The sequence below is a fragment of the Pseudomonas sp. GW821-FHT09E04 genome (assembly GCF_059416185.1).
Map to the genome: position 1 here is coordinate 25,633 of NZ_JBWKOR010000010.1, position 22,734 is coordinate 48,366.

A 22,734-nucleotide genomic window follows, 5' to 3' on the forward strand; every position below is an offset into this window, starting at 1 on the left:
TATGTTTGTCCTTCATGCATTGGCGAATTTTCTGTAGGGTCAGGGCCAAGCGTGAAGCCAGAACAATCAACAAGAGGCCACTATGCACAGCGAGTTTCCGACCCAGTCCAGCTACCGCCATCAGCGCGAACAGTTTCTTGCCGCCGCCACTGCGGCCGGTGCGACGCTCACCTCCTACGCACATCCGCGCTGCGGGCCGTTTGGCGAGCCGTTGAGCACCGATGTGGCGGTGCTGGGAGACCCGCAGGCCAAACGGCGTCTGGTGGCGCTCAGCGGCACCCACGGGGTGGAGGGCTACTACGGTTCGGAATGTCAGATCGACTGGTTGAAGCATTTCAGCCCTGGTTCGCTGCCGAAGGATGTGGCGGTGGTGATGATTCACCTGATCAATCCGTGGGGCACCGCATGGTTGCGGCGGGTCAACGAAGACAACATCGACCTCAATCGTAATCATCTGGATTTCAATCAACCGCTTCCGGACAACCAGGCTTACGCCGCGCTGCATGAGATCTACGCCTGCGCCGATTTGAATGGCCCCGAGCGGCAGTGCGCCGATGCCTTGCTCGATGGGCAAATCGCCGAGCACGGCTGGCCGGCGGTGATGTCGATTGTCGAGGGCGGCCAGCACAGTCATCCCGATGGGCTGTTTTTCGGAGGCTTTGCCCCGAGCTGGTCGAATCGCACGCTGCATCAGATCATCGAGAACCACCTGGCCGGTGCTGAAACTGTGATGTGTTTCGACCTGCACACCGGCGCCGGCGAGTACGGTCATCCGATGCTGCTGACGATCACTCAGGCGCCTTATCCGGCACTGGCCCGGGCGCAATCGATCTACGGCCCGTGGCTCTACACGCTGCATACCGGTGCCGAGACTTTGAGCGAAACCGGTGTCGCGGCAACCGCTACCGGTTACACCTCGCAGGCGTTGCTTAACGCGCTGCCGGACGTGCAACTGATGCCGTTCGTGATCGAGTGCGGGACTTATCCGGGGCCGGACGTGCATCGCTACTTGCGCGACGATCACTGGCTGCATCTGCATGGCGATCCGCTGGATGCGACGGGGCGCAAGATCAAACAGAATCTGCTGGAGCAGTTCTATCCGGCCGATCCGGACTGGCGGGCGATGGTCGGTTTGCGCACGCGGCAGATCTGGGCGAAGGGGCTGGCGGCCTTGGTGGGCGAGTGATAAGCAAACGGCTTACCTTTTGGTAAGCCGTTTTGACTGCCTGGAGATGTGCAGTGGTTGGACTGCGGGGGGCCTAATGTTTACTGCTTGAAGCCTGGCAGCCCGTTGGCAGCACGCCACTTTTTCACAGTTTCTGTGATGCCTTCGGGAGTGCATTGCGCTCCATCCTCTGGCCAGTAGATCAAGTCAGATCCTGCCGGGTGCTCACTGAGACGTTCAAACGCAAAAAGTAAAGGATCAAGTATTTCATCAGGACTTGTATTGGCCGCCAGCACGGAGTTCAGAAACTCAATGAACTCGGCTTCTGTGTAGTCAGAAATGTTTTTTTCATAGATCTTCACTTCTTGAAGCTAGGCAGTCCGTTTGCTTCATGCCATGTCGCGATTGTACGGGCTATGCCAGAGGACGACGTGTCAGCACCTGGCTCAGGGTAGTAGATAAGATCCATCTTGCTCGGATGCCCAACGATCTTGTTGAAGTGCAGCAATAGAATATCTGCACGGTCATCTGTAGGTGCCTTGTCTTCCTTTCTGATCTCGTCAATGAACTCAACGAAGTCTTGTTCGGTGTAATCAGAGAAATTGCTTTTGATGAAGGGGTCGCTCATGCAGTTGCCTCAATCCTGGTGTATTTCGACGTGATTTTTAGGAGTGTGGACCCTCAGGTTGTCAACGTTATAGACCTCGCCGCCTTGAGATATCAGTTCCACATGATGAATTTCGTGAGAGATTCTCTTACCAGCCGCATCAGCTAATCGGGCGCGAGGCGCCTTTCCGTTGCGCATACGCTCCAGGCTATCTTCGCTGAGTTGCCCGGCTAGCCTGGTATCTTTTGATGCTTCGGCCCAGAAGGCGCGCCTGAATGAATCAAAGCTGGAATATTCACGCCCTCTTAGCGAATCGGCAATGCTGGTTGGGATTGGCGCACCAGATCCCCCCCGGGCATGGTCAAGCCATACACCGGAAACATCCTCCCCAACCCCCGTCACCGTCCCCGGCATCAATCTGGCCGGTTTCGAAAACACCACATACAACGACTTCAACCCGGTCTCCGCCGGAAACACCAGAATACAATCCTCGGCGGTGATGTCTTCGCCGGGCAGGATTTCTATCTGGCTGTCGGTGTTCGCGGCGATCGGGTGGACGAGGATCGTGCTCAGTGGCTCGCCATGTTCCGGATAAACCAGCGGCGGCATCGATCCCTGCGGCCCGCGTTGCGGCGTCCACAAAATCGTGATGCCGTTGAGCTTGGCCTCCATGGCGGTCTTGTCGTTGTTCCACTCGACTTTTACGGTACGCACGGAGTCGTCGCCAAAGACGCCGGTGTGGATGCCGTAGATCTGCATCACCCCATCGATGTCACGCCGAAACTGGAAGCGCACGCGAGTGGTGGCGCGGGGTAGGGTGCGTAATTGTTCGTCGGTATAAAGGGTGCCGTCGCCCATTCTGGCCGGCAGCATCCCGAGGATGAACACACTGGCCGGCCCGCCTGCGCCCCGTATGGCCCAGTTGAGACGTTGCTGCAGAATTCCACCGCCCGCCATGCGCCCCAAGGCCAGATCGGCGCCGATTGCTTTCGCTACGACCTTACTGGCTGCGGGAAAGCGTATGGCGCCCGCCACCATGATCTTGCCGAAGCTGGAGGCGGGCTCAGGTGTTGTGCCGGCATCCGTTCGACACCAGTTGTCCGGTGTGCAGGACTTGGCAAATACCAGATCGTCGCGGGGCTTTGGGGTTGGCCATTCATCTGTTGGAACGTAGACGGGTTCCGGCTCTCGGGGCGGAAACCAGGCGGCCCATGAGGCACCGCCGTTCGGGCGTTTTCGATGCCATTCATCGTCGAAAAGGTACTTGTCCAGGTCCATGACAACTCCCTGTCTGTCTTTGGAACGAGACGGGGGAGCTTGTCGGTCAATCGGGAGAGCGATCAAACCGACTTGCCGAGATACAGGGGCCTGATCGAACGAATAATCCTCTTCGTACGTCTTTCGCGCTCTGTTCCTACGGAATCAGGCCGGCCCACTGAGGTAGGCCACTTTTCTCCGGGCATAAAAAAACGGCCTACCTTTCGGTAAGCCGTTTTTAGTACTTGGTGGTACACAGACATTTGAACTGAGCGCTTAACTATCTGTATTTGTTGAGTATTTGTATTTGCGGTTGCGCAAGGGATACATCTGGGGATACATGGTGTTCGCTGTTAGGTGGTTTTTGGCCTTTTTTCTTTTCGCCAGAAGGTGCTCTAAAGTGACCATTTGGTAAGTCGGATTGATCCGACGAGCGGTATCATTCCAGCGGTTTTGGGCTTCCTCGTTTTGCCTTACCCATCAGCGGCGCGGGGCTCAGTCGTGATCGGAGTTTATCTGCTCGATTGGTCGCCGACTTTTTGCCCATCTCTACCCAGGCTTCGTAGCCTATTACATCGATCAACATTCGACCATCAGGAGCGTGTCGCCATACTTTATCCTCTACCCAAGTTCCGTCAGCGATTTTTGATCTCACGGCAGCTTCTGTGTATCCCGACTCGCTGGAAAACTTTCTTACGGTCAAGTAGCGCATCTTGTGCACTCCACAATTTCGGTCGACTGACCTTCTGGCTAGAGATCCGACTCTTTTGCCCTTTCGATCTTGTCCGCGCACCAGGTCAGCACTTCTGACTTAACCCAGGCCACAGCCCGACCACCCAGCTTTACCTGTTTGGGGAATTGGTCAGCATTGGCCATCTCATAAATCGTGGTAGTGCTCATTCCTGTAATCCGTTTCACTTCCGGCAGCCTAATGAACTGTATTGATTGATCAGCAAGCTCAGCAGGTCGATCATTCCCAATTTCCACCTTGCTGACCGATTGGCGTGGCAGCGTTTTGGGCCAGCGTCCCATCAGCCGATCATGCTCCGTTTTGGCCTTATCGCGCTGAATGTCCAGATAGTCCGCTAGGTCGTTCACGTGTACTCCACGCGCAGATTTCTGGCTCTGCTCAATAGGAGTAATTACGAGGTCAATCTGGCCGGCCGCCACCTTCATTTTCAACTTCTCAGGTGTGAGATGAGTGAAGTAGTCGGCGCAAACACGATCTAATGGAACAAGGACCTGGCCGTCATACTGAGCCATCAGAAGGAAAAGGGTGTTCATCGGTCTTCTCCTCGCAACAACGTCGTTAATCCACGTGCGAGCCGATAAGTACCCGCCGCCGAATCCGTCAGTCACTCGGGCTCAGATCGGACATCCATCTAGCGATTGTTGATTGACGCCAGGCCACCGAGTTAGGCCCTAGTCGAAATTGCTTAGGGAATGTGCCTTCCCGAATCCGGCGGTAGATTGTGGCCCGACTGAGGCCGGTAATATGAAGCACCTCATCGAGGCGTAGAAAACGATCAATGCCCTCTGTCATCTTCTAATGTCTCTCAACGTTGGCGGTGTCTGCCGTGGTCGACCAACCTTAGGCGCCTTGTTTTCCCCATCGCGGCACTCCCGCAGGAACTCCCGCACGTCTTCCCTTAGCCAGCAATGCCGGCTCCCCATCTTGAAGCCCTTCGGCAGCCAATCAACACCACGGCTCAGACCTTGGCGCACCGCCGCCTCCGTGCGGCCGAGCATCTTGCCCAGGCCTGCTACGAACACCACTTCGCAGTCATCGTCCATATGCACTCCTCACTCGGGTTCGCTTACTGCGCCCCCTGTGCTTTTAGTCGGGCTAAACCTTGATGGATGTGCCCGGCGTTGTCGCCGATCGTCTCCAGTGCGGTTCGGATATTGTCGCCGACGTCGGCATGCCCTTGGCTTTCGACTAACAGGGTCAGCTCCATTAGTGCGGCTTCCAGGGCGAGCTGGTTGCGATACATGCGCTCTAGGACATCTGGGAGAGAGTATTCGGGAGTGGGCATTGCTTCGACTCCATTCGAGAAAAATGAAAGCGTAGCAGGGCTTTGGAAAGGGGGAGTGCGCCTGGGAAGTCAGTGAGTGTCTCGAAAATCCTTCGCTACCGCTGCTAGTCGTTTCATCACTTTTTCATTGCGAGCTTTGCTATGAGCGCCCGGGTGAAGGAGGGCTATGAGGACATAGTGATCCTCATCTAGCAGACCATTCACATACACCAACGCAGCGTCCTTTGCTGGATCACCCGGGCATGTGCGGTCGTATTGTGGTTTGTTTTTGTGGAACGCTAACGGGGGGATCGCAATATGAATATGCATCAAACAGGCAATAAACGCCTCGTACGGTTGGGTGTAAGAGGTGTCGCGACCAAAGTAATCTGGAAGCGTATTTCTGTTGGATGCTATGTAGGTACGGAAATCTTCAAGGAGGTTTTTTTCTAGTGTCGGATACTGATCGAGCACATCCTTAAAAAGGTCGTCGTATGTGTCGGAGCTGTATTCGACAGTGATTGTCATACAGCGTCAGTTCACAAGCTGATGCAGGCGCTCTGTTGCAGCAGAAGCCAAGGCTTCCAGCCCTTTCATATCTATCGCGCTTTCGTAGACCTCAGGCACACGGGACATTTGCCTCAAAACCATAGAGTTTTGTGCCATACGAGACCTGGTTAGAGCCAGGTTTCTACGAAGTACGCCGAACTCACCCCAGACGCTAGGGGCATTTGAGTACACCTCAGATTTACTGTCTAGGAGTGACTCCAGAGTACGTAGCGCGCTCGCTATGTCCGAAAACGGCTCATCCTCAATAGCATGACGCGGGGGAGTATTGTTGAGCATGGCGCGCCCAGCTTCGCTGGCTAGCTCGTTCAACTCTCCGAGAGTCACAATCGCTTCTTTGATAGGAGCTCGAACTTTCGCATCATCCGAGGATGCTTCCAGATCGCTGCTCGAAGCTGCGGCAACTTGTGCGCACGACGACGACACATGCAAATAAAGAGAAAGCATGTCCTCCTTTGAATAAGGGTCGTGGCGGGTGTGTTTCATGGTCTTTGCCCTCTTGGGCGTGGTCTGGTTGCAGTATCAATCAGGTCTTCGTTTCCAGTGACTCTATATCGTCTGACCAAATCTGCTACAAGATTGGTGCAAAATTTGGGTGCTATTTGTCTTTATCTGACGGATGGAAGCCGCTGCAATAACGGGGCCAAACACCGAATTTTCCTCCATCTGTGAAACGAAAGCGTACCAGCGTGGGTTTATCGGTATTGACACTCAGCGCATGGCACAAACTGCTCACTGCTCACTGCTCACTGCTCACTGCTCACTGCTCACTCGCCGACGAGCGTTTCGAGTCGTTGAAAGTGGTCGATGCCTGGGGGGGCGTATAGCCATTGTTTAAGCGATGCCCCAGGGGTTGTGTATATCCGGCTTAGGAGGCGTAAGGAGGTGCCGGTAGGCCAGCTTCACGGCAACGCGAAATTGTGGTCACAGTGCCACGCAGTGGCATTCTCACCACACTGAATGAAGGTGCCGGTCAGCACTGGCAGCGTTGAGGTTCTAATATCATGGGCAGCGCCGCCGAAACCTCCCGAGTAAAAATGCTGGCTTATGGGCTGGCTGCCAGTTTCCAATGGAGATCACATGAGAACAATGATGGTTCTTGGAGCAGCTTGCGTGTTGCCAGCCCTAAGCGGGTGCGACCACAAATTTGATGACTTTCAACGCTGCATCCAGGGGACTGAAAAAGCCGTCCCTCTGGAAAAGGCAATCGCCGTGGTAAAGGCTGCAGGCCTTGTAGTTTCTTCGCAAGAGCCAGCGCCAAACTCTCTTGCCTCGTCTCCCTCTTCGGCCGCCGCCCCCAATTCCGGGCCTCTTGTATTGCTTTGTGAGGCAGTGATTGGCGGACAGCGCCTTACGAAAACGATCCATCTGGATATTGCCTCGAAAGCTGCAAATGGACTGGCAGCAGCCGTCACCGAGGATGAGGTCAAATGGACTTCAAGTGTTCAAAATTCGGTGACAGGCAAGCCGGCGCTGGAACATCACACTTTGAGCCGGCTTAACGGTGACTATCGATCTTACGAGGAGGGCGTGCTCTATAGCCGCACGCCACCGACTTACAATTGTTCGAAAGCGCCTAACGCCCAGTTTTGATATCGGTCCCACCATCAAAAAAGGCGCTGTTAGGCAGTAAGCGTAACGATGGGCGCAGCAATCAGTTCAGTTGAAACCTTGCCTGTAACCATGGCTCGGTTGCCGCTCCGGATTGGTAACCAACCGTAGAAACCAAGCTGGAAACTACCAGCTTGGTTCGCACCAGCACTGCAAACCTATGGTGCGAACCTCCGCAATCTTGCGCCCGTTACGCAGAGAAAAACGCGTACTTATGGCGCGTACCAGCCTGCGTACTTTGTGGCTTACCACGCAGCTCGGAGGGCGCGAAATCTGTAAGTAGCGCGTTGCGTGAAGCGGCGTGTTTTGCTGTAACAGGGCCTGTAACAGCCAGCCTTGTTACACGTCGTCGGTATGGGCGTCTGTTTCCTTTTTTATGGCCCCCAAAAACTTGGAATACCCTGGCAACCTGAGTGGCAACCACGTCACGGGTATCCGTTCTGACGGTGAGAGCGGATGTAGTCACTGATGCTGGTCACCGCGCTTGGTCACTGTCTCCAGTATCGTCTGGAATGGCCTGAACCGTGCGCGCCATAGCAGCATCGGCTAATGAGAGTAACCATTAGGTGGTTACCGTTACTGGTTACTCCGTTTCCTCCAGTCAAGTCATACAGATCAGGTGTGACGTCTTTCGCAAGTGCCCTTTTTGCGCCTGAGTGGGTGGTGAACTCGGGAATGACAGCTTGCCAGGCTGTCTCAGAAAAATTACACAGATAATGACAAAAACAAAAAACCGCCTTTCGGCGGTTTTTTTTGTTCACGAATTCATGCCGTAAGGATTGGCTCAACCAACCCCTTAGCTGCACAAATTTCATGAATATCTTGGGTAGCTTTTTTGTAGGAAGCTACCGCCTCACGGGTGCGCTCAGCATTAAGCTTACGCTCCTCTGGTGAGGCAGGTTTGAGATACCTTAACGATTTGCCAGTCATATCGCCGTCTCCACTCCGTTGTATTCTCAGACAGGAATCAGGCAGTCCTGGTTCCCGTAATAACTCTCTCGCAATCGCATTACCCAGTGGCGGTAGGTAAGGCCATCCGGTTCGTGCACCATGCATTCATCAGGCTCGTCCCTTATTTGCCCGTCAGGACCGATCCGTAGGAAGGCCAAATACATCGTCTCGAATAAATCATCGAAAATTTTCATTTGCTGGGCCAGCGGGCCCTTCAACGGATGATCATCAACAACCTCATCCGCGAAGCAAAGATAGTCACCTTGGGTCTTACGCGGCCTGTGGTACATCACGACACCGGGCTTTTTAGGCATCAGTGACTGTACGTTCGCCGTAGACCGCAGCAGAAAGTGAAGCCAGATCGTTGCCGCGGCACTCATGATGTATCGACTATAGGTTATTTCGACCGTTGCCTTCGTTTCATTAAGAGCATCGATCAAAGAAACCATTTTGTCCACACGCCCACCTGCGTTATGTCGCAGGTGAAGCTCAATCGCAGTCCCTTCTGGCGCGTCCTTGAGTAAAGCCACCACAGGATCGACCGTCTCAGCGGAGATTTCGTTGGGAAGCTCAAGTCTGAGGCGCGATTGTAGAACTTCTTCAACCTCATTGGTTGGATTAACGTCCGCTTCCAATGCTTCGTACCGTCAAATTCTCTGGGGAGCGAACTTTACAGATAGCAATGAGCTACCTCAATAGCATCTCATCGAATTTGGGCGGCCTCAACGGCAAATCTAATGGTTCCTGAAAGACTATCGAAATCAGGATTTGGCAACAAAAATCTCGAGGTACTGTACATGCATACAGCTTAAATTGCTATCAATATCAGTAAATCTCATCAAGCGGCCGCAGGGCCGCAGGGCCGCAGGAATTGATCATCCGAGGCTTGTGATACGTCTGCGGATGCTTTTTTTGTGCGACCAAGCAATAGATCATTACGTGACTGCCATTACAAATTCATGGCACGAAAGCCATTAGTCCTCGCTCACCTTCGCCTGCGGTGGAGGCGGCGCACTGACCAAAAGCTCGGCTTGCAACCATTGCGGCCGTGCCGTCATCGTTCGATGAGAGGCCATATGAGCCGATAGTGCTGAAATGCATACGACAAAGAGGTTGACCCAATTCGTTGTAATTTGAATTTAAGTCAACAAAACAAGTGAAGCCCCGGGGCGGATTTGTTGTGACATGTTGCGAATTCAGCGCATGGGAGATATGGAGGTTCCGTCATTTGGATGCAAGGTCGCAAAGCTGCGGCGCGATGCGTCAAGTCTCCCACCCCGCAGGACGGCAGTCTTCATCCCAATAAAAAGCCCGCACATCGGCGGGCTTGGAGGCTTTTGTGGTTGGCGAACATTTGTCACAGGCAATTCAAATCTCAGCTGTATTCATCGGCTTACAGCTACTGGTCAAGCTTGAAGGCTGGCTGACCGTTCTCGCTAAAAAGTATCTGCCCAAGGGTAGCCTGATCAGGAAAATCGTCCTGATCAAGCCTGACGAGGACTAGCCGTTACTGCTCCGAGATGCCAAGCAATCCCGGCCCCATGAGCAGTGGCAGCAAGCTTGATTGTGGCTTCTTGGGCACCGTCATGCTCAATGGCGGATTGAGAGCTGAGCCAACATCAGACATTTGCTTGGCCTTGCCGGCGGCAGTGATCGTGATATCGAGCAGGCCGCGAGCGCCAGGCACTGGAATTTTCCCGAGGGTTTGTGCAAAACGCAGAAGGTTCGGTGCTGTGGTCGACCCGGCGGGCTTCATCGGTGGGTTGTTGATAGCGCCACCAACCCGCAAGATTCTTTGGTATTCAGCCCAGCCATCGTTACCAAAGAGCGCCTTGCCCTTTTCTGGTCCGATTTTATCTAGCGCCTTGCGCATCCCATTGATCGTGAACGACCCACCCGTTTCCCCCTGCAGTGTTGCCGAGTCGCGGATATAAGCCCGGGCGGCATCCTGCAGAGAGCTCATGATCGGCACACCGCGCTCCCGTTCGAGCTGGGACAAGCCTTTGAGCTGGTCAACCTTCATCTTCCCGACGATCTCCGGCAGATCCTCGGGCGCGTAGTTGCCCTTCAAGACCTTCTCGATCAATGGGCTGGCTTCCTGGAATCGGAATCGATCAGCTGCGGCCGAGCGCGCAGAGCGGAACGCCTCCGCAATACCCGGGATTGGTTGCTCGCCAGATTGGCCGGCGCCGACAGGACCAACGCCACCTTGGAAAGGGATCAACCCGCCATCGCTGGAGCCCTGTGCTGCGCCGGGAATCCTTGCCTGCCCGCCAATTTGCGCAGCAGTGAACGGCTGCCTCGAGTCGCCAGGGGCCGAGCCCGGGCTGCGCATACCTGGCGCCGGGTTGAATGCCGCGGTCTCACTGTTGTCGATCGCATTGATCAGGTGCTTTTTGACGATCCCGAGCGCTACAGCTTCGGCTCGATCGTTCGTGCTGTAAATCCTGCCGTTCAGCGCTTGCAGGCGCTGCATAGCGGTACCCATGTCGAATGGCTCTTTGCCGGTGGTCGCTTTCTGGAACCAGCTCAGCGTGTCCGCCGGCAGCTTCGAGCCCAGCATCTGCTGATCAAGCTCCACGGAGGTGTCGTTGACGAACTTGTGAGGGTCGAGAGGGATATCCCGGCCGGTGGTGTTGCGCGCGGCTTGATAAAGATCGTCGGCCTTAGCCTTCAGTCCTGCGTCATAGTCGGTCACGGACTTTTGCAGCGCTTGCCCGCGCTGATAATCCGTTGCTTCGCCTGCGCCTTTTCTCACGCCATAAAGCAGCGATTGCTGGGCGTCCATAAACCGCGTTTTGAGTTGGTCATCTACCGTGTTGAGGTTGTTCTCCAGCCACCACTGTTTGGGGTCTCGGCTCAACCATCCACGCGTAGGCTTGATCCCTACGGCATTGAAGTCAGCCATGCGCCCAAGCTGGACAGGATCAAGCTTGTCCACGTCTTCCATGGATTTCTTGCCAATATTGATGACTTGGGCTTTAACAGCCTGCGGCAGAGCGTTGTAGTCGATGCCTTTTTGAGCGAACTTTGCCGAGATCTCCATCTCGATCGGAGCGGCAGGCGTCATCATCGCTTTGACCCCACCAGCAACTTTGCCGATGCCACGACCGATCGCTAGGCCCGCACTGCCACCAGCCGCGCCGGTGAGTGCATTGGCTGCTCGTTCAGTCACATCCCCAGGCTGCGACAAGGCGCCCAATGCTGCACCGGCCCCAGCAGCCTGCTTATAGCTCGCTGGGGCGACAAGGGCATTCCCGGCGACTTCTACCAGACCGCCTACGGTTTTCACTGCCGGCATGGCGCGCGCCGCACTCGCCGCCTGGATGGCTTTACCGCCGGCCTGAAGACCACGGCCGCCGAGATAGGCCAGCCCAATCTGGCCGCCAATGTTGCCGCTAAGTCCGGCAGGGTCAGACATCAGATCGTCATCCGCCCCCGGCGCGCGCTGCCATCCGCGAGGCCAGAGCACTCCACCAAGACCCACACCCTCCATCAGATCAGCGACAGCCTTGCCGGCGCCGAGCGTGCCACGTTCCAGCCAACTACGACCGGCTAGGCGATCTGGTGGAGTGGTGCGAGCCTGCTGCGAGATTACCGGGGCGAGCTGATCAGATTGGCCGGGTTGGGCAGAGCTTCCGAGCTGCGCCTGCTGCGGCTCCGGCATCGAGTACTTCTGTCTGAGGGCGCTCCACTCATCTTCTGGCGCTGGGGCCTGTGGCGCCTGCTGACTGTACTTGCTGCGGAGTGCAGCCCAGGCATCGTCCTGCGGTTCCTGTTTGGGCATGTAGGCGGTCACCTTCTGGATGTAGTTGCGGGTCTCGGCCGGCGCAGCATCAATGCCTTTCCGCTGGACATTGCCGATTCCCCAGTTGTAGGCGGCCAGTGCCGTGGGCACGCTGCCGGTTTGCTGCACCATGTCGGAAATCATTTGCGCTGCTGCGGTGGCCGACTGCTGCAGGTTGTTCGGGTCGCGGAGGCCATACTGGGCAGCCGTGGCTGGCATGAATTGGAAGTGACCTTGCGCGCCCTTGGGCGACTGCATGTTCTGCCCGCGACTCGACTCTGCCGACCACATCGCATCAAGTAGGCCCGGTGGCAGTCCTTTGTTCTTCTCAAGCTGGCCGAAGAGATCCATTACCGTTTCTGCCAGCGGCTGAGTATTGGGTCGTTCCAGATAGAGCCCTGAATGTTCCGCCACTCACGATCAATACGCATCAGATCGCCTTCCTTCTGGGCCTGGGGGAGGGCGTCCTGATAAAACTGGGCTTTCCGAGCGTCCTGGTTGGCCTTCGCCTCTGCCAGGTCCAGGATGAAAGTATTCGCTTCCGGCGTGTTCTTGAGGCTGACGAATGTCTTGCTTGCCCGGTCGGCGTCTCCCTCGGTCTGGGGCCCTTTCTGAGCGCCCAGCACCGTCAGCAAACGGTCCATGGCCACAGATTGAAACTTCTGCGCGTTTGTGGCGAAAAGCTCCGCATTTTTTGGAGCAATCCCAAGACTGGTCAGGACGTTGGCACCAAGCGCTTTAGCCTCAGTGCCATATCCAGTGTTCAGGTCGATATTTCGAGCCGCCTGGATTGAATTTCTCATGTCGCCAGCAGCCTTGCCGGAATCCAGCGTCGGCTGATAGGTGCTGGTGATCCAGTTTTTGTTCAAGTCTTGAGTGGCGGACTGGTTGACCGGATTTCGGCCAGCCATGAACCCTCCGCCCTGCCCAGGGGCAGAACCCCCTGCGCCGGCCGCGACATCGAGGCGCGGCACGAAGTATTCGTTTCCGTCTTGGCCGATCACCTTCATTGGGTCGTAACTCGCTGCTCCGCGCTGCTCAGCGGCCTTTTGGCCGACTGCCCATGGGAATTGCGCTGCAGCTACCGAGCCCGCTTCAGCACCCTTGTAGCCGGCATTCGCTTGCGCGGCGCCAGGAACAGGCATGGCCTGCCCTTGCTCATTCATCATCACCCCTTCAGCCATCTTCGGCATGTAGGTTTGCTGACCAGTGCGCGGGTCGACGTAGTAGTTGCCGCCCTTGCGCTCTTGCGGGTTGTTGGCCTGCTTGTAGAGGTCGAGAATCGTCGATCCATTCGGCAGGTCCAGCATGTTGTAAGCCGCGACGTCATTCAGACCGAGCGGGAAAGCGCCTTGCGGCTGCCGGCCCTGGGTCGACGGCATTGAGCTAGGTGCGGCACCGGGCGCGGCGAAGCTGTCTGGCGCCATCACACCACCCTGCGACATTCCCGGCATTGGTTGCCCACCGAACATGCGCTGCGCCATATCCATCGCCATGTTCTGCTTCTTCAGATTGGCCTGGATCTGCTGTGCCTGCATGTCCCGGTATTGATCAGTGGATTGCCTCTGCAATGCATTGCTGTAGCCGGCAATACCCGCCAAGCCTGCAGCGCCGAGCGTGTTTACTGGGGCGCCACGGCGAGCGCCGGCCAACCCACCAAAGGCAGCCGCCAATAAACCTTGGCCAGCAGGGGTTTTAACTAAATCGAGTAGTCCGTCCATATCAGCTCCACGTGGTGCGATGCTGGGCCGTCATTTGCTGACGGCGCGGAAGAGGGGAAGCCTTGAGGGCCGTGGGTATTTTGAGAAAGGGTCATGCGACCAAGACGTCCGTAGGAAGCAGAGGACGGCGCTCCGCCAGGGCGATCAGTGCTGCGTTCGCCTGCACGCTTCCTGAGTTCGCTGCGTTGCGCAGACGTTCATATGCGGCGGCAATCTCTGCGCGGGTTGGCTTGGTTTGGTGGCCTCGGGTCTTGGTGCTCATAACTCATTCTCCGATGCAAGGTTATAACCTAATATTAGCAGATTTGGTCTTACCTGTATATTTGAACAGTGATTTTGTGCGCCGTTCGTCCTGACCTTAGGTCGTATCCTGGGAGTTGCGCTCGGGGCTGGGTGTTTGCCAGCTCCGAGCTCTCGCTCTTCCTTTTCAGGTCTGATCTACGAGCAAATCTGTTGGCTCATCAGTTCCCCGTCAGAAATCGCTTTTGAACCCATGTCCCTGGTGTTCCAGAGACGACGCAGACCCATCCTTCGATGACATATTTCGAGCCGGCGGTGCCTAACTCCGACGGCGCCGAGTTCTTCACGGAGTCTCCCTGCATCCAAGGTCCGCTGGTAGGCGCAGCGGTGAGCGCAGAGTAGAAGGCAGTTATGCGCCCCTCTGCGAGCTGATTAATCTGGTTGACGTGCTCACGCAGCACGCGCAGTAGTAATGGGTCAGTGATGCCAAGTGGAGTCGAAAGGTGATTGGTCGTGGATGGGATAGTCATATGAGTTTCCTAAAAGGCGCCTGCTTGTGGCGGGCTTTGGCTGAGTAGGGCGGTTTGCCCAGGTGGCATTGCTCGTTGTCGCGTGCTCCTAGATGCGTGCTTCCATCGGTGTGTTCTCGTAGTCAGCGCGCAGATGAGCGCCCTCTGTGCAATGGCGCCCGGTAGGCGCGTAGCAAGCTCGACACACCATGATGTGATTGAGGTATCGGTCTCGGGAGTAGCGCCATTCAGGCGTAGCTGTCGCGGCGCTCATGTGAACAGATGAGGCTGGGGGATATTCATCTTTAGGGACGCGCGCCAGCGTTGGCGCGAGCCTTTCGGGAGGCTTCCGAGCATCTGGCGGCGGCATGTGATCCAGCAGAGATGAGAGGAGGCTCATGAGATCACCTCACTCGATCTGCTCCATTGCCCAAATGTGTCTGTAGAAAAAAAACGGGGGAACGGGGGAACAGTGGGAACGCCCAGTGTTTCCGGGGCTTCCAGAGGGGTATCCCGTTCCCCACGTTTTTTTGTGGGGAACAGTGATAACCAAATGCCCAGAAAGCCCCGAGGTTCTATATTCAAAAACATGTTTGTGTTCCCCCTGTTCCCCATACATTCAATTAGGGGGAACGGCTACAAGCCACGGTTTTGCTGGCTGTTCCCCCGTTCCCCCTGTTCCCCACGTTTGTAGGTTCCTATGAACTCGGGCATTCGCATTTGATGGTGATGGGGCTCATGCGCTGCCCCCTTCGCTGTCCAAGGCTTCAGGGTCAACCACGTACAGGCGCGCCGAGCCGCCGGCGGGGATGCGATACTTTTTGGTTTTGCGGCTATCCCGATCGCTGTCCCGCTTGGCCAGTGCGCCTCCCACCTCCAGCGCTTTGATCACGCGGTTTAGCCCGAACCCCTGAGCGGCTTCGGTAAGTGCGGACTTGTTGAACAGGTAGAGTCGTTTACCAGCCACCAGCTCCCAGTAGCCGGCGCGGTTGAACACCTTGGCGTCCACCTCAGTGGCGTCGACATCGGAGAAACGGCTGCTGCCGTGCTTGTCGATGAAGTCGGTGATGCCAGCGAGGATCTGGCGGTCTTCTGCGTTACCGCCGCCGACACGAGCAAGCCATTCGCTATAGAGCAGGCGGCAGTCGGCGAGGGCGCTACACGGCTCCCAGGGTAGTAAGCCGAAAGCGATGGCCATCTCGCCAGCTAGCGCGATCACCGCGAACCGATCGGCTACGCGCCCGGCCTGGGCGTTGTCTTCGATGAACTGGGCACGGATGCCGTCAAAGTCACTGAGCAATCCGGAGTTGTCGTCGGCTGCGACAAGGCGCTCCACGAAGGCTGGCCCGAGGTGACCATGATGCGCACTGACAGCCACGGTGAGTTGCCGGTGAAAGTCCGCCCCCTCAAGACCATGCAACTCATCAAAAGCTCTGTGCGTGCGAGTGCCGGCGTTCACGTCGACCATGCGCAACTCGGCGCCGGCGTGGGCGGCATTTCCGGATATGGCAGCGTGCTCAGAGAGTGATCGCTCGCCGCTGGAGAGTGTCAGCAGACGCCAGCTCAGTTTGCCTCGGGCTTCTCGCTCTCGGGTCATGGTGCCCTTGCCCTGGCCATTGGCGAGTGAGTACGCCATTTCCTGTACCCGTTTAGGGTCAGCACGCTTGATCTCGTCCAGCGGCAGGATGGTGTCGTTACGGCTCGACGCCTCGATCTCAAGGCCGCCCTTGGTCATATCCCAACTGGCGGCGAACACGCCCGGGTCACCCCAAACCGACGATCCGATCAGTTGGGCCAGAGACTTGCCGCTCGAGCTGTCACCCACAAGGTGAACCCCGCCACCCAGCACGCCGACCAAACTCAGCAGTGGGCCGGCCAGAGAGCAGCCGATTGCCAGAGTCAGTACCGGATTGCCTGCGCACTTGGCAGCTACCTGCGATTGCCACTGCGCCAGCTCGCCGCGTTGACTGAAAAGCACCTGGGCTTTGTTGCTGGCCTGATATCGCACGTTTGCGGCGCCGATCGTCCGCCCGGGCAGTACGAATGCACCCGACTCGTGCCAACCCGGCCGGCTGGTGGTGGCGAACACTTCGGCGGGGTGCTGGTCGAGCAGGTACTCCATGAACGTGCTGCGCTTTTTAAGGGCGATGATGACGCCCATACCGAACAGGGCGCGCCGGGCATCCTCGCCGCTGCCGCCGAAAACCTCCATGGCAATGATCCACTCCTTGATCCCGCCCTCGGTCACTAGTCGGAGGAGCCGTCCCTCGCTACCGTCGTCACTGTTGGTGGTGCGCGCCACGACCATGACCGGGCTTGAGATCCACTCATCACTGATCGGCCTGTCGGCGGCGTCATTCTCGGCATCGTCCTGGTCCGCAGCGGTGCGCTTGAAGCTGTGCCAGTAAACGCCCGGGCGAAGCTTGCGGCCGTTCTCGTTGATCACCCAGTGCTCGTATACCGCCCAACAAGGTCGAGCAGGTGAGATGATCGCGGCCTCTGGCCGAAGGTTGATCACGTTGGTATCAGGCTTGGCCATTGGCGAGCTTCCAGTTTGCGAGATCGTTGAAATCAGTGAGGTCAGCCGGCGCACCTTCTGGCCATTCGGGGAAAGCCACTTGAGCGCCCACTGCCGCCGCGGCTGCGTTCGCTGCAGTGCGTCCTGGGTTTCCTTCGGTGAGTCGGTCGTCGTCGCCAGCAATAACAAATGGTTGGTCCGGGTAGCGCGAGCGAAGCCCCATCGCCGCCGGGAACAGGTTTCCCGCGTTCATGGCAGCGGCAACGGCATAACCACCGTGTTGGTGGAGACTCGCGCCCGTCGCCCACCCTTCGCATATGCAGAGCAAGGAGCCGGGCTCGATGATGCCTAGAGGTGAGTACGTGCCTTTCACGCGCCCACCGGGCAAGAAACGCTTGGCGCCGTCTGGAGCGATTCGCTGCAGATTGACTAGGAGGCCGTCGAGGTACAGCGGTACGAGCAGATCCGCGCCGCGCTGGCGCAGACCGTGGGAGCGAACTCCTTTGGCTGTGAGGTATGGGTGATCAGGCGATGCGCGCCGAGCATTGCGCCACCAGTGATTAGCCTTCTCTGCGGCTTGCTGCTGGCGCCGTTGTTGTTCGGCCTCGCGCTGGCGCCGGGCCTGGTCAATTCGCTCGCGTATCTGCGCGGCCTCGTGAGCGTCTACCGGTTCGCGGCTACACCAAGTGTTGGCAGCTCCAGACTTCCAACTGCCAAAAGCACCGGAGGCGATACCATCCAGGTACAGGACATACCAACCATTGAGAGTGCCGGGCTTATCGTCTGGGACGCGGAACCGGTGAATGCTGCCATCTGGCACAGGGAGCCAATCAAGCGGACCATAAGTCGCCTGGAGCGCATCACGGAACAGGATCGCTGCGTCATCCATGACTGGCGCTCCCTGCGAAGGCCCGGCAAACCCGTCCATTGTTCACGGCGTGCCAGTGCGTGATGTCGTCGATGGATTCAACGAGACAGGCTGTCACCTGAGCGTCGACGCTACGCATAACCACGCGCCCGCACTCGGCGTCAGACTCCGTCAGGAACGGGCCAAGCAACGCCTTTAGTGCTTTAGGATGGGTCACGTAGAAAAGCTCTGTGGCTTTTCCCGGGCAAGCCGATCCCGTTGGCGCTGGCGCGCCATTTTGAGTTTTCATGTGCTTAAACCTTTATCGAATCAGCAATTCACGGGAGTCAGCGATGCTGTGCGCTGGCGAGAATCGAGTCGCGGGCCGTCAGGTAAACGGAGCTGCGTCGCCAAGTGGCGGACGCTTGGTTGCCCGAACAGCATCTGGTTGACCTGGGCCTCTTTGTCACACCACAGTTCATGATCCGGGCCGTTGCCTATGCGATTAATCAAAACCCATTCCGGTAGCTGTCTACGCGCTCGCATTTCGCTGAGCATGGTCCACCACGTCAGATAGCAGGTGCGCTCCAGCTCCATCAGATCAATGAGCCGCTGACGCTCATAGGTGCATGGATCAAGATCATCTGACGGTTGGATCTCATCCACGCCATATAGCGTCCGATTGACGATGCTTCTCGCGATCAATACCCGCTCATAGTCGGCATCGCTACCAAATCCTTTTGCTCGAACCCACTCCGGCAACTCGTTGGAAATGCGCAACTGATTGAGGACACTCCACCACTGAGCCGCGTGTTCCCGTTCGGCGTTGAGTGCAGTTGAAAGTAGGCTGCTCATTGGGCACCCCCTTGCGCAGCGATCAAGTTGTCGAGAAGTTCCGCCCAGGCCATTGCAGTGTGCTGAGCGAAAACTGCAGTAACTCTTGCCACGAGTATGTTGGTTGAAGGTGAGGCGATCAGGGCGAGGGAAAGCGCGAGCAGCTTCAGAATTTCCTGAACGTCCCGCATGTCTTCAACGCTGATTTCGGTCGAGAGAGCTGGAGTGTTCATTTGGCACCGCCTTGGCGATTGCCAAACTGGATAGGCGCGGTGGACGAATCAACCAACGCCTTGGCTGCGGCCATCAAAAGCCTGATACCAAATACCTCGTCGACGCCAAGGCCGCTATCAATGGCTTTCGTCAGCATTGCATCGCCTGCCGCGAGGAAGCAGCTCGCTTCGTGTAGCGCATCGACGACAGGAACGCCGGCTGAGACGGAAAAGAATGATCGCGTGCCCACAGTGTGAAATTCCGAGGCGTTCGTGAGCAGCGGGGTAACCTCCAGCTCGGTATGAGTGTTCATTGCACGCCTCCAAGGGCTTCCAGGTTGCGGGCGATGGTGATGTTGGTGTTGTAGCGGGTGAGACGAGAGGAGAGGGATAGGTTTGCGCGGAGAGCGCTCAGGGCCATGTGGCGATGAACAAGGGCGCGAATTGCGGACGGAGTGATTGCAGGTTTCATTTGTGTAGCTCCTAACGTTGAGGAGCTGCCACTTTTCGCGGCCAAGCGAGGATGGGTGGCAGCTGTACGCGGGTTGGCCGACCGGGACGTTAGGAACCCGGCACACCCGAAGGTGTCCCACGCACAGCCGCCATAAAACGATTGTGCGGACGCAAAAAAAGCGCCAGCAATCGGATGGTGGGCGCTTGTGCGCCTAACGATACTCGACCGGCCAAGGTCGGTCACGGGATTTACCGTGACCCTTGAACCATAGCGCTGACGCCCCATCCGAGCAAGCAAAGTTTGCGACCGACTATCGCTTGGCATGAGCATAGTCATCATGCTGGCACTCCGGCTGGCGGATTGGTGCCGAGGTAGTACAACGCCACGCGACCGTGACTGCGACCCTGATCATCAGTCAATGTCAGCAGGTGTGTGTGGATCTTGTGGCCGAGGGCTCGCAGTTCGCAGATGCGAGCACCAGGGCGAACGATGTTCAGCTCGCGAACGGCGGTGAAAGTATCAATCGGGCCGGCTCTCAGGCGCTCCAAAAGTCGAGCACGTTGAGCAGTTCCGCTGGTATTCTCTACGTGAGTGTTTTCGTGGCTGGCCTGTTGGTCGGCCATTTTTTTGTCTGTCATTTATGCGGCCTCCCCACGCAGTGCGATGCGCTGGCGAACCCAGGCCTGTACCTCAGCCAAAACAAAGCCAACCGGCGAGCCGCGCGACTTGCTGTTACTCAGGGGCACTGGGCGCGGGAACGTCGGATCATCTTTGAGGCGTTTGTACACCGTGGGGCGGGCGAGGCCGGTGATCGCTTCCAGGTCCGGCATGCGAATCAGGGTGATCGCCGGGTCGAAGTTCTGCGCGGTGGAGGCAGAGGGGTGGTGCGGTGTATAGATGGTGTGCATTTTGCGTTTCCCGATACTGATGTAGACGGGAAACAGGATGATTGCGCAACGGTACTCTCGACAGACCAGCATGCGCGGAGACTGTACCGTTAGCGCGTATACCGTACTGTATGCGCGCAGATGGTAGACGTCAGTCAGTTTTTTGAACGCACGTGTGCCGTGATCCACCCATAAAGCGTTCTCTCGGTAACTCCGTATTCTCTGTGTTTATTCCGGGCGAAGGCTGTTCGGCTGCTGAACTTTGACCCGGTGGCATCCCAACACAGCAGAGCTGCTGACCTGCTCTCGCTTGTTTCTTTATGTCGAGCAGTTGCTGCGAGACTTGCTGCGAGAGAAACCCTTTGCCTCACTAGCTCATCAACCTGCTCTGGGATTCTTCTTTCATTGTCATGCAAGAAAAACTCGATTCTCTTACGCATTTCGTGTTCGTCCTGACGCTGCTCCGCTCTACAAATAACCTCCATGATGTCTACCGCATTGTTGGCAATCGAGCTAAGGCGCACCATAGGGAGGTCTTCTTTCAGGACGGGTGGCCACCACTCATCGTCCTGAAACGAAAGGATCGCCTCCCCAATGAGCACCAATGCTAAAACGGCAAAGTATTCATAGGGTTTTGCGTCTGGGAAATTCTCATCGTCAAGGTCGACCCCTTTTAAACTTTCCTCCAGTGCCTCAAGACGGCTAGTGTTCTCTTCATTCGGAAAATCGAACTCATCGGAAATGATGTCAGGGTTGTGATCGACCAGCTCCCATAGCCCATCTTCTGTCCGTTTTTCGTCGGGGAGATAACAGAGTATCGGCCCATCGTTTTTTATTTGATGAGCAATCCAGGATTCTTTCTCTTTGTAAAAATACTCGCTGGTGAGCCACTCGATAGTTGAGGCGGCCACTCGGATCTCATGTTCTGAACGGTTCTCAAGCACCAGCTTGGCGCGTGCTTGCATGACGCGCAGCCGCCATATGGGTTCGAACGGCACCTCGTCTGTAAAGGCATCAAACTCTTTATCCGTTTCCATGATCAACTCTTCTCCCGGCATTCTGTAAAGTCGGCCGGCCGGGCGGATGGGGGCCGACTTCTCCCCCCGTATGACTAGGCGTGCCAACATATTGTGTCTGTCTGATCACCAGCGATTGAACAGCGTTAGATTTAAGTCTATATGCGTCTCCGAGAGCCTTGGAAGGCCGGTTCAGGCCCTTTTCCCGAAGTTGCCTTGCACAACTGTGCCGTCGGCCAGTCCGTCGAGGTAGTTCGCATACCATTGCATCATCGTCATGCGCTGCGGCAGGTACTGGGCCTTGTTGTAGATACCTGCGACGCCGGGCTTCTTGTGCGAAAGCTGAGCCTCAATATGGTTCTCGTCGAAACCGTTTTCGTTGAGCACCGTCGATGCAATATGCCGGAACCCATGGCCAGTTTGCCGACCTTCGTATCCCATCCGACGCAGTGCCATGAGGAACACTGTGTCGCTACGCGGCTTGGTGTGGTCGCTCCGGCCCGGGAAGAGAAGGGGATAGCTGCCGGTGTAATGACGCAGTTCCTCCAGCGCGGCGATCGCTTGAGTGGAAAGCGGTACCAAGTGCTCAAGACCTTTCTTGCGGCCTTTACGCTCGACGGGGATTGTCCAAATCTTCTTGGCAAAATCGAACTCAGACCAGCGTGCCTCGCGCAACTCGCTAGGTCGCACGGCGAAGAGACTCAGCAGTCGTAGGCCGAGGCGCACATCATGAGCATGAGGGTAGGCTGCTATTGCGCGGATCAGGCCCGGCAGTTCATCCGGCGGCACGTGAGCGTAGTTCTCTGCTTTACCTGATTGGAGGTACTTCTGAAGGCCTTCAAGCGGGTTGTGAGTCGCGCGGCCGGTTACCCTGGCCAAGTCGTAGACGTCTCGGCAGTACGAGCGAACCCGGCTCATCTGTTCGAGGATTCCCTTCTGCTCCATGCCTCGCAGAAACTCCATCCACTCCAGTGGGGTGATCTCTGCATAGGGGCGCTTACCGAACACGGGGAAAACATGACGCTCGAAGGCGCCCATGATTCGCTTCGACGTGCCCGCGTCCCAGTTGGTGAGTCGGGAGGTGTACCACTCTCTTGCCAGCGGCTCGAATGTTTCGGCGGCAGTGTTCCTTTCCGCTTTCTTGCGAGCCTGCTTGGTAATGATCGGGTTCTTTCCATCAGCAGCGTCGGCGCGCAGCTCGGCAGCTTTCTGCCTGGCCACCGACCCGCTCACATCGGGATAGCCGCCCAGCCCGAGCCATGACCATTTCCCGTCAGGCTTCTTGTACCGGAGCTGCCAGGATTTCTGGCCGTCAGTTTTCACGCGGAAATAAAGGCTGTTCCCGTCGAGCTCGCGATACTCCTTGGCGTCAGGCTCTAGCCCGGCCAATGCGGTATCGGAGAGGGGGCGGCGCTTTATCTCTGAACGCTTCATCTGACCTGTATCCCTTCGGTTCAATTATTTGCCGAGGATACACAGGGGGATACACAGAGGGAAGGTATAGGGGGATACAAGGAGGGATAGCCAGAAACAAGA

General features: G+C 56.9%; 28 protein-coding genes and 1 pseudogene. 3 read left to right on the forward strand and 26 right to left on the reverse strand.

What is annotated here, in order from left to right:
- The first annotated feature begins 82 nt into the window (after positions 1-82).
- The gene (locus AC07N4_RS28045) at positions 83-1,186 is read left to right on the forward strand and encodes a DUF2817 domain-containing protein (protein ID WP_493066634.1); all 1,104 of its coding nucleotides are present in this window, start codon (positions 83-85) and stop codon (positions 1,184-1,186) included.
- 80 nt (positions 1,187-1,266) lie between these two features.
- Here AC07N4_RS28045 and AC07N4_RS28050 read toward each other — a convergent pair whose 3' ends face one another.
- The 11 genes and pseudogenes from AC07N4_RS28050 to AC07N4_RS28100 all read right to left on the reverse strand — a co-directional run bounded on the left by AC07N4_RS28050 (position 1,267) and on the right by AC07N4_RS28100 (position 6,097).
- On the reverse strand, positions 1,267-1,527 hold the full coding sequence (locus AC07N4_RS28050) for a bacteriocin immunity protein (RefSeq protein WP_256580623.1): 261 nt from the start codon (positions 1,525-1,527) through the stop codon (positions 1,267-1,269).
- Positions 1,524-1,793, reverse strand: coding sequence for a bacteriocin immunity protein (locus tag AC07N4_RS28055; protein WP_102621213.1), 270 nt, complete (start codon positions 1,791-1,793; stop codon positions 1,524-1,526). Before AC07N4_RS28055 ends, AC07N4_RS28050 begins: the two co-directional genes overlap by 4 nt.
- A 9-nt stretch (positions 1,794-1,802) precedes the next feature.
- Positions 1,803-3,050, reverse strand: a complete 1,248-nt coding sequence (locus AC07N4_RS28060; protein ID WP_102621214.1) for an S-type pyocin domain-containing protein — start codon at positions 3,048-3,050, stop codon at positions 1,803-1,805.
- 418 nt (positions 3,051-3,468) lie between these two features.
- Complete coding sequence (locus tag AC07N4_RS28065) at positions 3,469-3,741, reverse strand: excisionase (protein WP_493066633.1); 273 nt, start codon at positions 3,739-3,741, stop codon at positions 3,469-3,471.
- 38 nt (positions 3,742-3,779) lie between these two features.
- Entirely contained in the window at positions 3,780-4,061 is a 282-nt protein-coding gene (locus tag AC07N4_RS28070; RefSeq protein WP_493066646.1) for a helix-turn-helix transcriptional regulator, read from the reverse strand.
- Positions 4,053-4,313: pseudogene (locus AC07N4_RS28075) on the reverse strand (pyocin activator PrtN family protein); the annotation flags it as partial. The pseudogene AC07N4_RS28075 and the gene AC07N4_RS28070, both read right to left, overlap by 9 nt.
- 67 nt (positions 4,314-4,380) lie before the next feature.
- A complete protein-coding gene (locus tag AC07N4_RS28080; protein WP_493066632.1) occupies positions 4,381-4,572 on the reverse strand; it encodes a helix-turn-helix transcriptional regulator in 192 nt (63 codons plus the stop codon).
- Positions 4,569-4,823, reverse strand: coding sequence for a hypothetical protein (locus AC07N4_RS28085; RefSeq protein ID WP_493066631.1), 255 nt, complete (start codon positions 4,821-4,823; stop codon positions 4,569-4,571). Before AC07N4_RS28085 ends, AC07N4_RS28080 begins: the two co-directional genes overlap by 4 nt.
- Before the next feature lie 23 nt (positions 4,824-4,846).
- Positions 4,847-5,065 carry a hypothetical protein gene (locus AC07N4_RS28090; protein ID WP_493066630.1) on the reverse strand — a complete coding sequence of 73 codons (219 nt, stop codon included), beginning with the start codon at positions 5,063-5,065 and terminating at the stop codon, positions 4,847-4,849.
- 69 nt (positions 5,066-5,134) lie between these two features.
- Positions 5,135-5,572, reverse strand: a complete 438-nt coding sequence (locus AC07N4_RS28095) for a type II toxin-antitoxin system YafO family toxin (RefSeq protein ID WP_493066629.1) — start codon at positions 5,570-5,572, stop codon at positions 5,135-5,137.
- 6 nt (positions 5,573-5,578) lie between these two features.
- Positions 5,579-6,097, reverse strand: a complete 519-nt coding sequence (locus AC07N4_RS28100; protein WP_493066628.1) for a hypothetical protein — start codon at positions 6,095-6,097, stop codon at positions 5,579-5,581.
- Positions 6,098-6,691: 594 nt separating this feature from the next.
- Between AC07N4_RS28100 and AC07N4_RS28105 the strand changes: the two genes are divergently transcribed.
- Positions 6,692-7,204, forward strand: coding sequence for a hypothetical protein (locus tag AC07N4_RS28105; RefSeq protein WP_493066627.1), 513 nt, complete (start codon positions 6,692-6,694; stop codon positions 7,202-7,204).
- A gap of 783 nt (positions 7,205-7,987) precedes the next feature.
- Here the strand turns inward: AC07N4_RS28105 and AC07N4_RS28110 are convergent.
- Together AC07N4_RS28110 and AC07N4_RS28115 are read right to left on the reverse strand one after the other, a co-directional pair.
- Positions 7,988-8,152 carry a hypothetical protein gene (locus tag AC07N4_RS28110; RefSeq protein WP_493066626.1) on the reverse strand — a complete coding sequence of 55 codons (165 nt, stop codon included), beginning with the start codon at positions 8,150-8,152 and terminating at the stop codon, positions 7,988-7,990.
- A 26-nt stretch (positions 8,153-8,178) separates the two neighbouring features.
- The gene (locus AC07N4_RS28115; protein WP_493066625.1) at positions 8,179-8,808 is read right to left on the reverse strand and encodes a hypothetical protein; all 630 of its coding nucleotides are present in this window, start codon (positions 8,806-8,808) and stop codon (positions 8,179-8,181) included.
- A gap of 704 nt (positions 8,809-9,512) precedes the next feature.
- Here AC07N4_RS28115 and AC07N4_RS28120 point away from each other — a divergent pair.
- Positions 9,513-9,677 carry a hypothetical protein gene (locus AC07N4_RS28120; protein WP_493066624.1) on the forward strand — a complete coding sequence of 55 codons (165 nt, stop codon included), beginning with the start codon at positions 9,513-9,515 and terminating at the stop codon, positions 9,675-9,677.
- A gap of 3 nt (positions 9,678-9,680) precedes the next feature.
- On the opposite strand, the gene AC07N4_RS28125 is transcribed toward AC07N4_RS28120, so the two are convergent.
- The 13 genes from AC07N4_RS28125 to AC07N4_RS28185 all read right to left on the reverse strand — a co-directional run bounded on the left by AC07N4_RS28125 (position 9,681) and on the right by AC07N4_RS28185 (position 22,632).
- A complete protein-coding gene (locus AC07N4_RS28125; protein ID WP_493066623.1) occupies positions 9,681-12,311 on the reverse strand; it encodes a lytic transglycosylase domain-containing protein in 2,631 nt (876 codons plus the stop codon).
- Positions 12,311-13,681 carry a hypothetical protein gene (locus AC07N4_RS28130; RefSeq protein WP_493066622.1) on the reverse strand — a complete coding sequence of 457 codons (1,371 nt, stop codon included), beginning with the start codon at positions 13,679-13,681 and terminating at the stop codon, positions 12,311-12,313. Before AC07N4_RS28130 ends, AC07N4_RS28125 begins: the two co-directional genes overlap by 1 nt.
- A gap of 1,485 nt (positions 13,682-15,166) precedes the next feature.
- Complete coding sequence (locus tag AC07N4_RS28135) at positions 15,167-16,969, reverse strand: DUF927 domain-containing protein (protein WP_493066621.1); 1,803 nt, start codon at positions 16,967-16,969, stop codon at positions 15,167-15,169.
- Positions 16,956-17,837 (reverse strand): toprim domain-containing protein, encoded by an 882-nt coding sequence (locus AC07N4_RS28140; protein ID WP_493066620.1) that lies wholly within the window; start codon positions 17,835-17,837, stop codon positions 16,956-16,958. Before AC07N4_RS28140 ends, AC07N4_RS28135 begins: the two co-directional genes overlap by 14 nt.
- Entirely contained in the window at positions 17,830-18,105 is a 276-nt protein-coding gene (locus AC07N4_RS28145; RefSeq protein WP_493066619.1) for a hypothetical protein, read from the reverse strand. Before AC07N4_RS28145 ends, AC07N4_RS28140 begins: the two co-directional genes overlap by 8 nt.
- 20 nt (positions 18,106-18,125) lie before the next feature.
- Positions 18,126-18,650 carry a hypothetical protein gene (locus tag AC07N4_RS28150; RefSeq protein ID WP_493066618.1) on the reverse strand — a complete coding sequence of 175 codons (525 nt, stop codon included), beginning with the start codon at positions 18,648-18,650 and terminating at the stop codon, positions 18,126-18,128.
- Entirely contained in the window at positions 18,647-18,862 is a 216-nt protein-coding gene (locus tag AC07N4_RS28155; protein ID WP_493066617.1) for a hypothetical protein, read from the reverse strand. Before AC07N4_RS28155 ends, AC07N4_RS28150 begins: the two co-directional genes overlap by 4 nt.
- Positions 18,859-19,155, reverse strand: a complete 297-nt coding sequence (locus tag AC07N4_RS28160) for a DUF3077 domain-containing protein (RefSeq protein ID WP_493066616.1) — start codon at positions 19,153-19,155, stop codon at positions 18,859-18,861. Before AC07N4_RS28160 ends, AC07N4_RS28155 begins: the two co-directional genes overlap by 4 nt.
- Positions 19,152-19,313, reverse strand: coding sequence for a hypothetical protein (locus AC07N4_RS28165; RefSeq protein ID WP_493066615.1), 162 nt, complete (start codon positions 19,311-19,313; stop codon positions 19,152-19,154). The genes AC07N4_RS28160 and AC07N4_RS28165 overlap by 4 nt, the downstream gene beginning before the upstream one ends.
- Before the next feature lie 317 nt (positions 19,314-19,630).
- Complete coding sequence (locus AC07N4_RS28170; protein WP_493066614.1) at positions 19,631-19,933, reverse strand: helix-turn-helix domain-containing protein; 303 nt, start codon at positions 19,931-19,933, stop codon at positions 19,631-19,633.
- Positions 19,934-20,203, reverse strand: a complete 270-nt coding sequence (locus AC07N4_RS28175) for a helix-turn-helix transcriptional regulator (protein ID WP_493066613.1) — start codon at positions 20,201-20,203, stop codon at positions 19,934-19,936.
- 134 nt (positions 20,204-20,337) lie between these two features.
- The gene (locus tag AC07N4_RS28180; protein WP_493066612.1) at positions 20,338-21,219 is read right to left on the reverse strand and encodes a hypothetical protein; all 882 of its coding nucleotides are present in this window, start codon (positions 21,217-21,219) and stop codon (positions 20,338-20,340) included.
- Positions 21,220-21,390: 171 nt separating this feature from the next.
- Positions 21,391-22,632 (reverse strand): tyrosine-type recombinase/integrase, encoded by a 1,242-nt coding sequence (locus tag AC07N4_RS28185; protein ID WP_493066611.1) that lies wholly within the window; start codon positions 22,630-22,632, stop codon positions 21,391-21,393.
- Positions 22,633-22,734 lie beyond the last annotated feature (102 nt).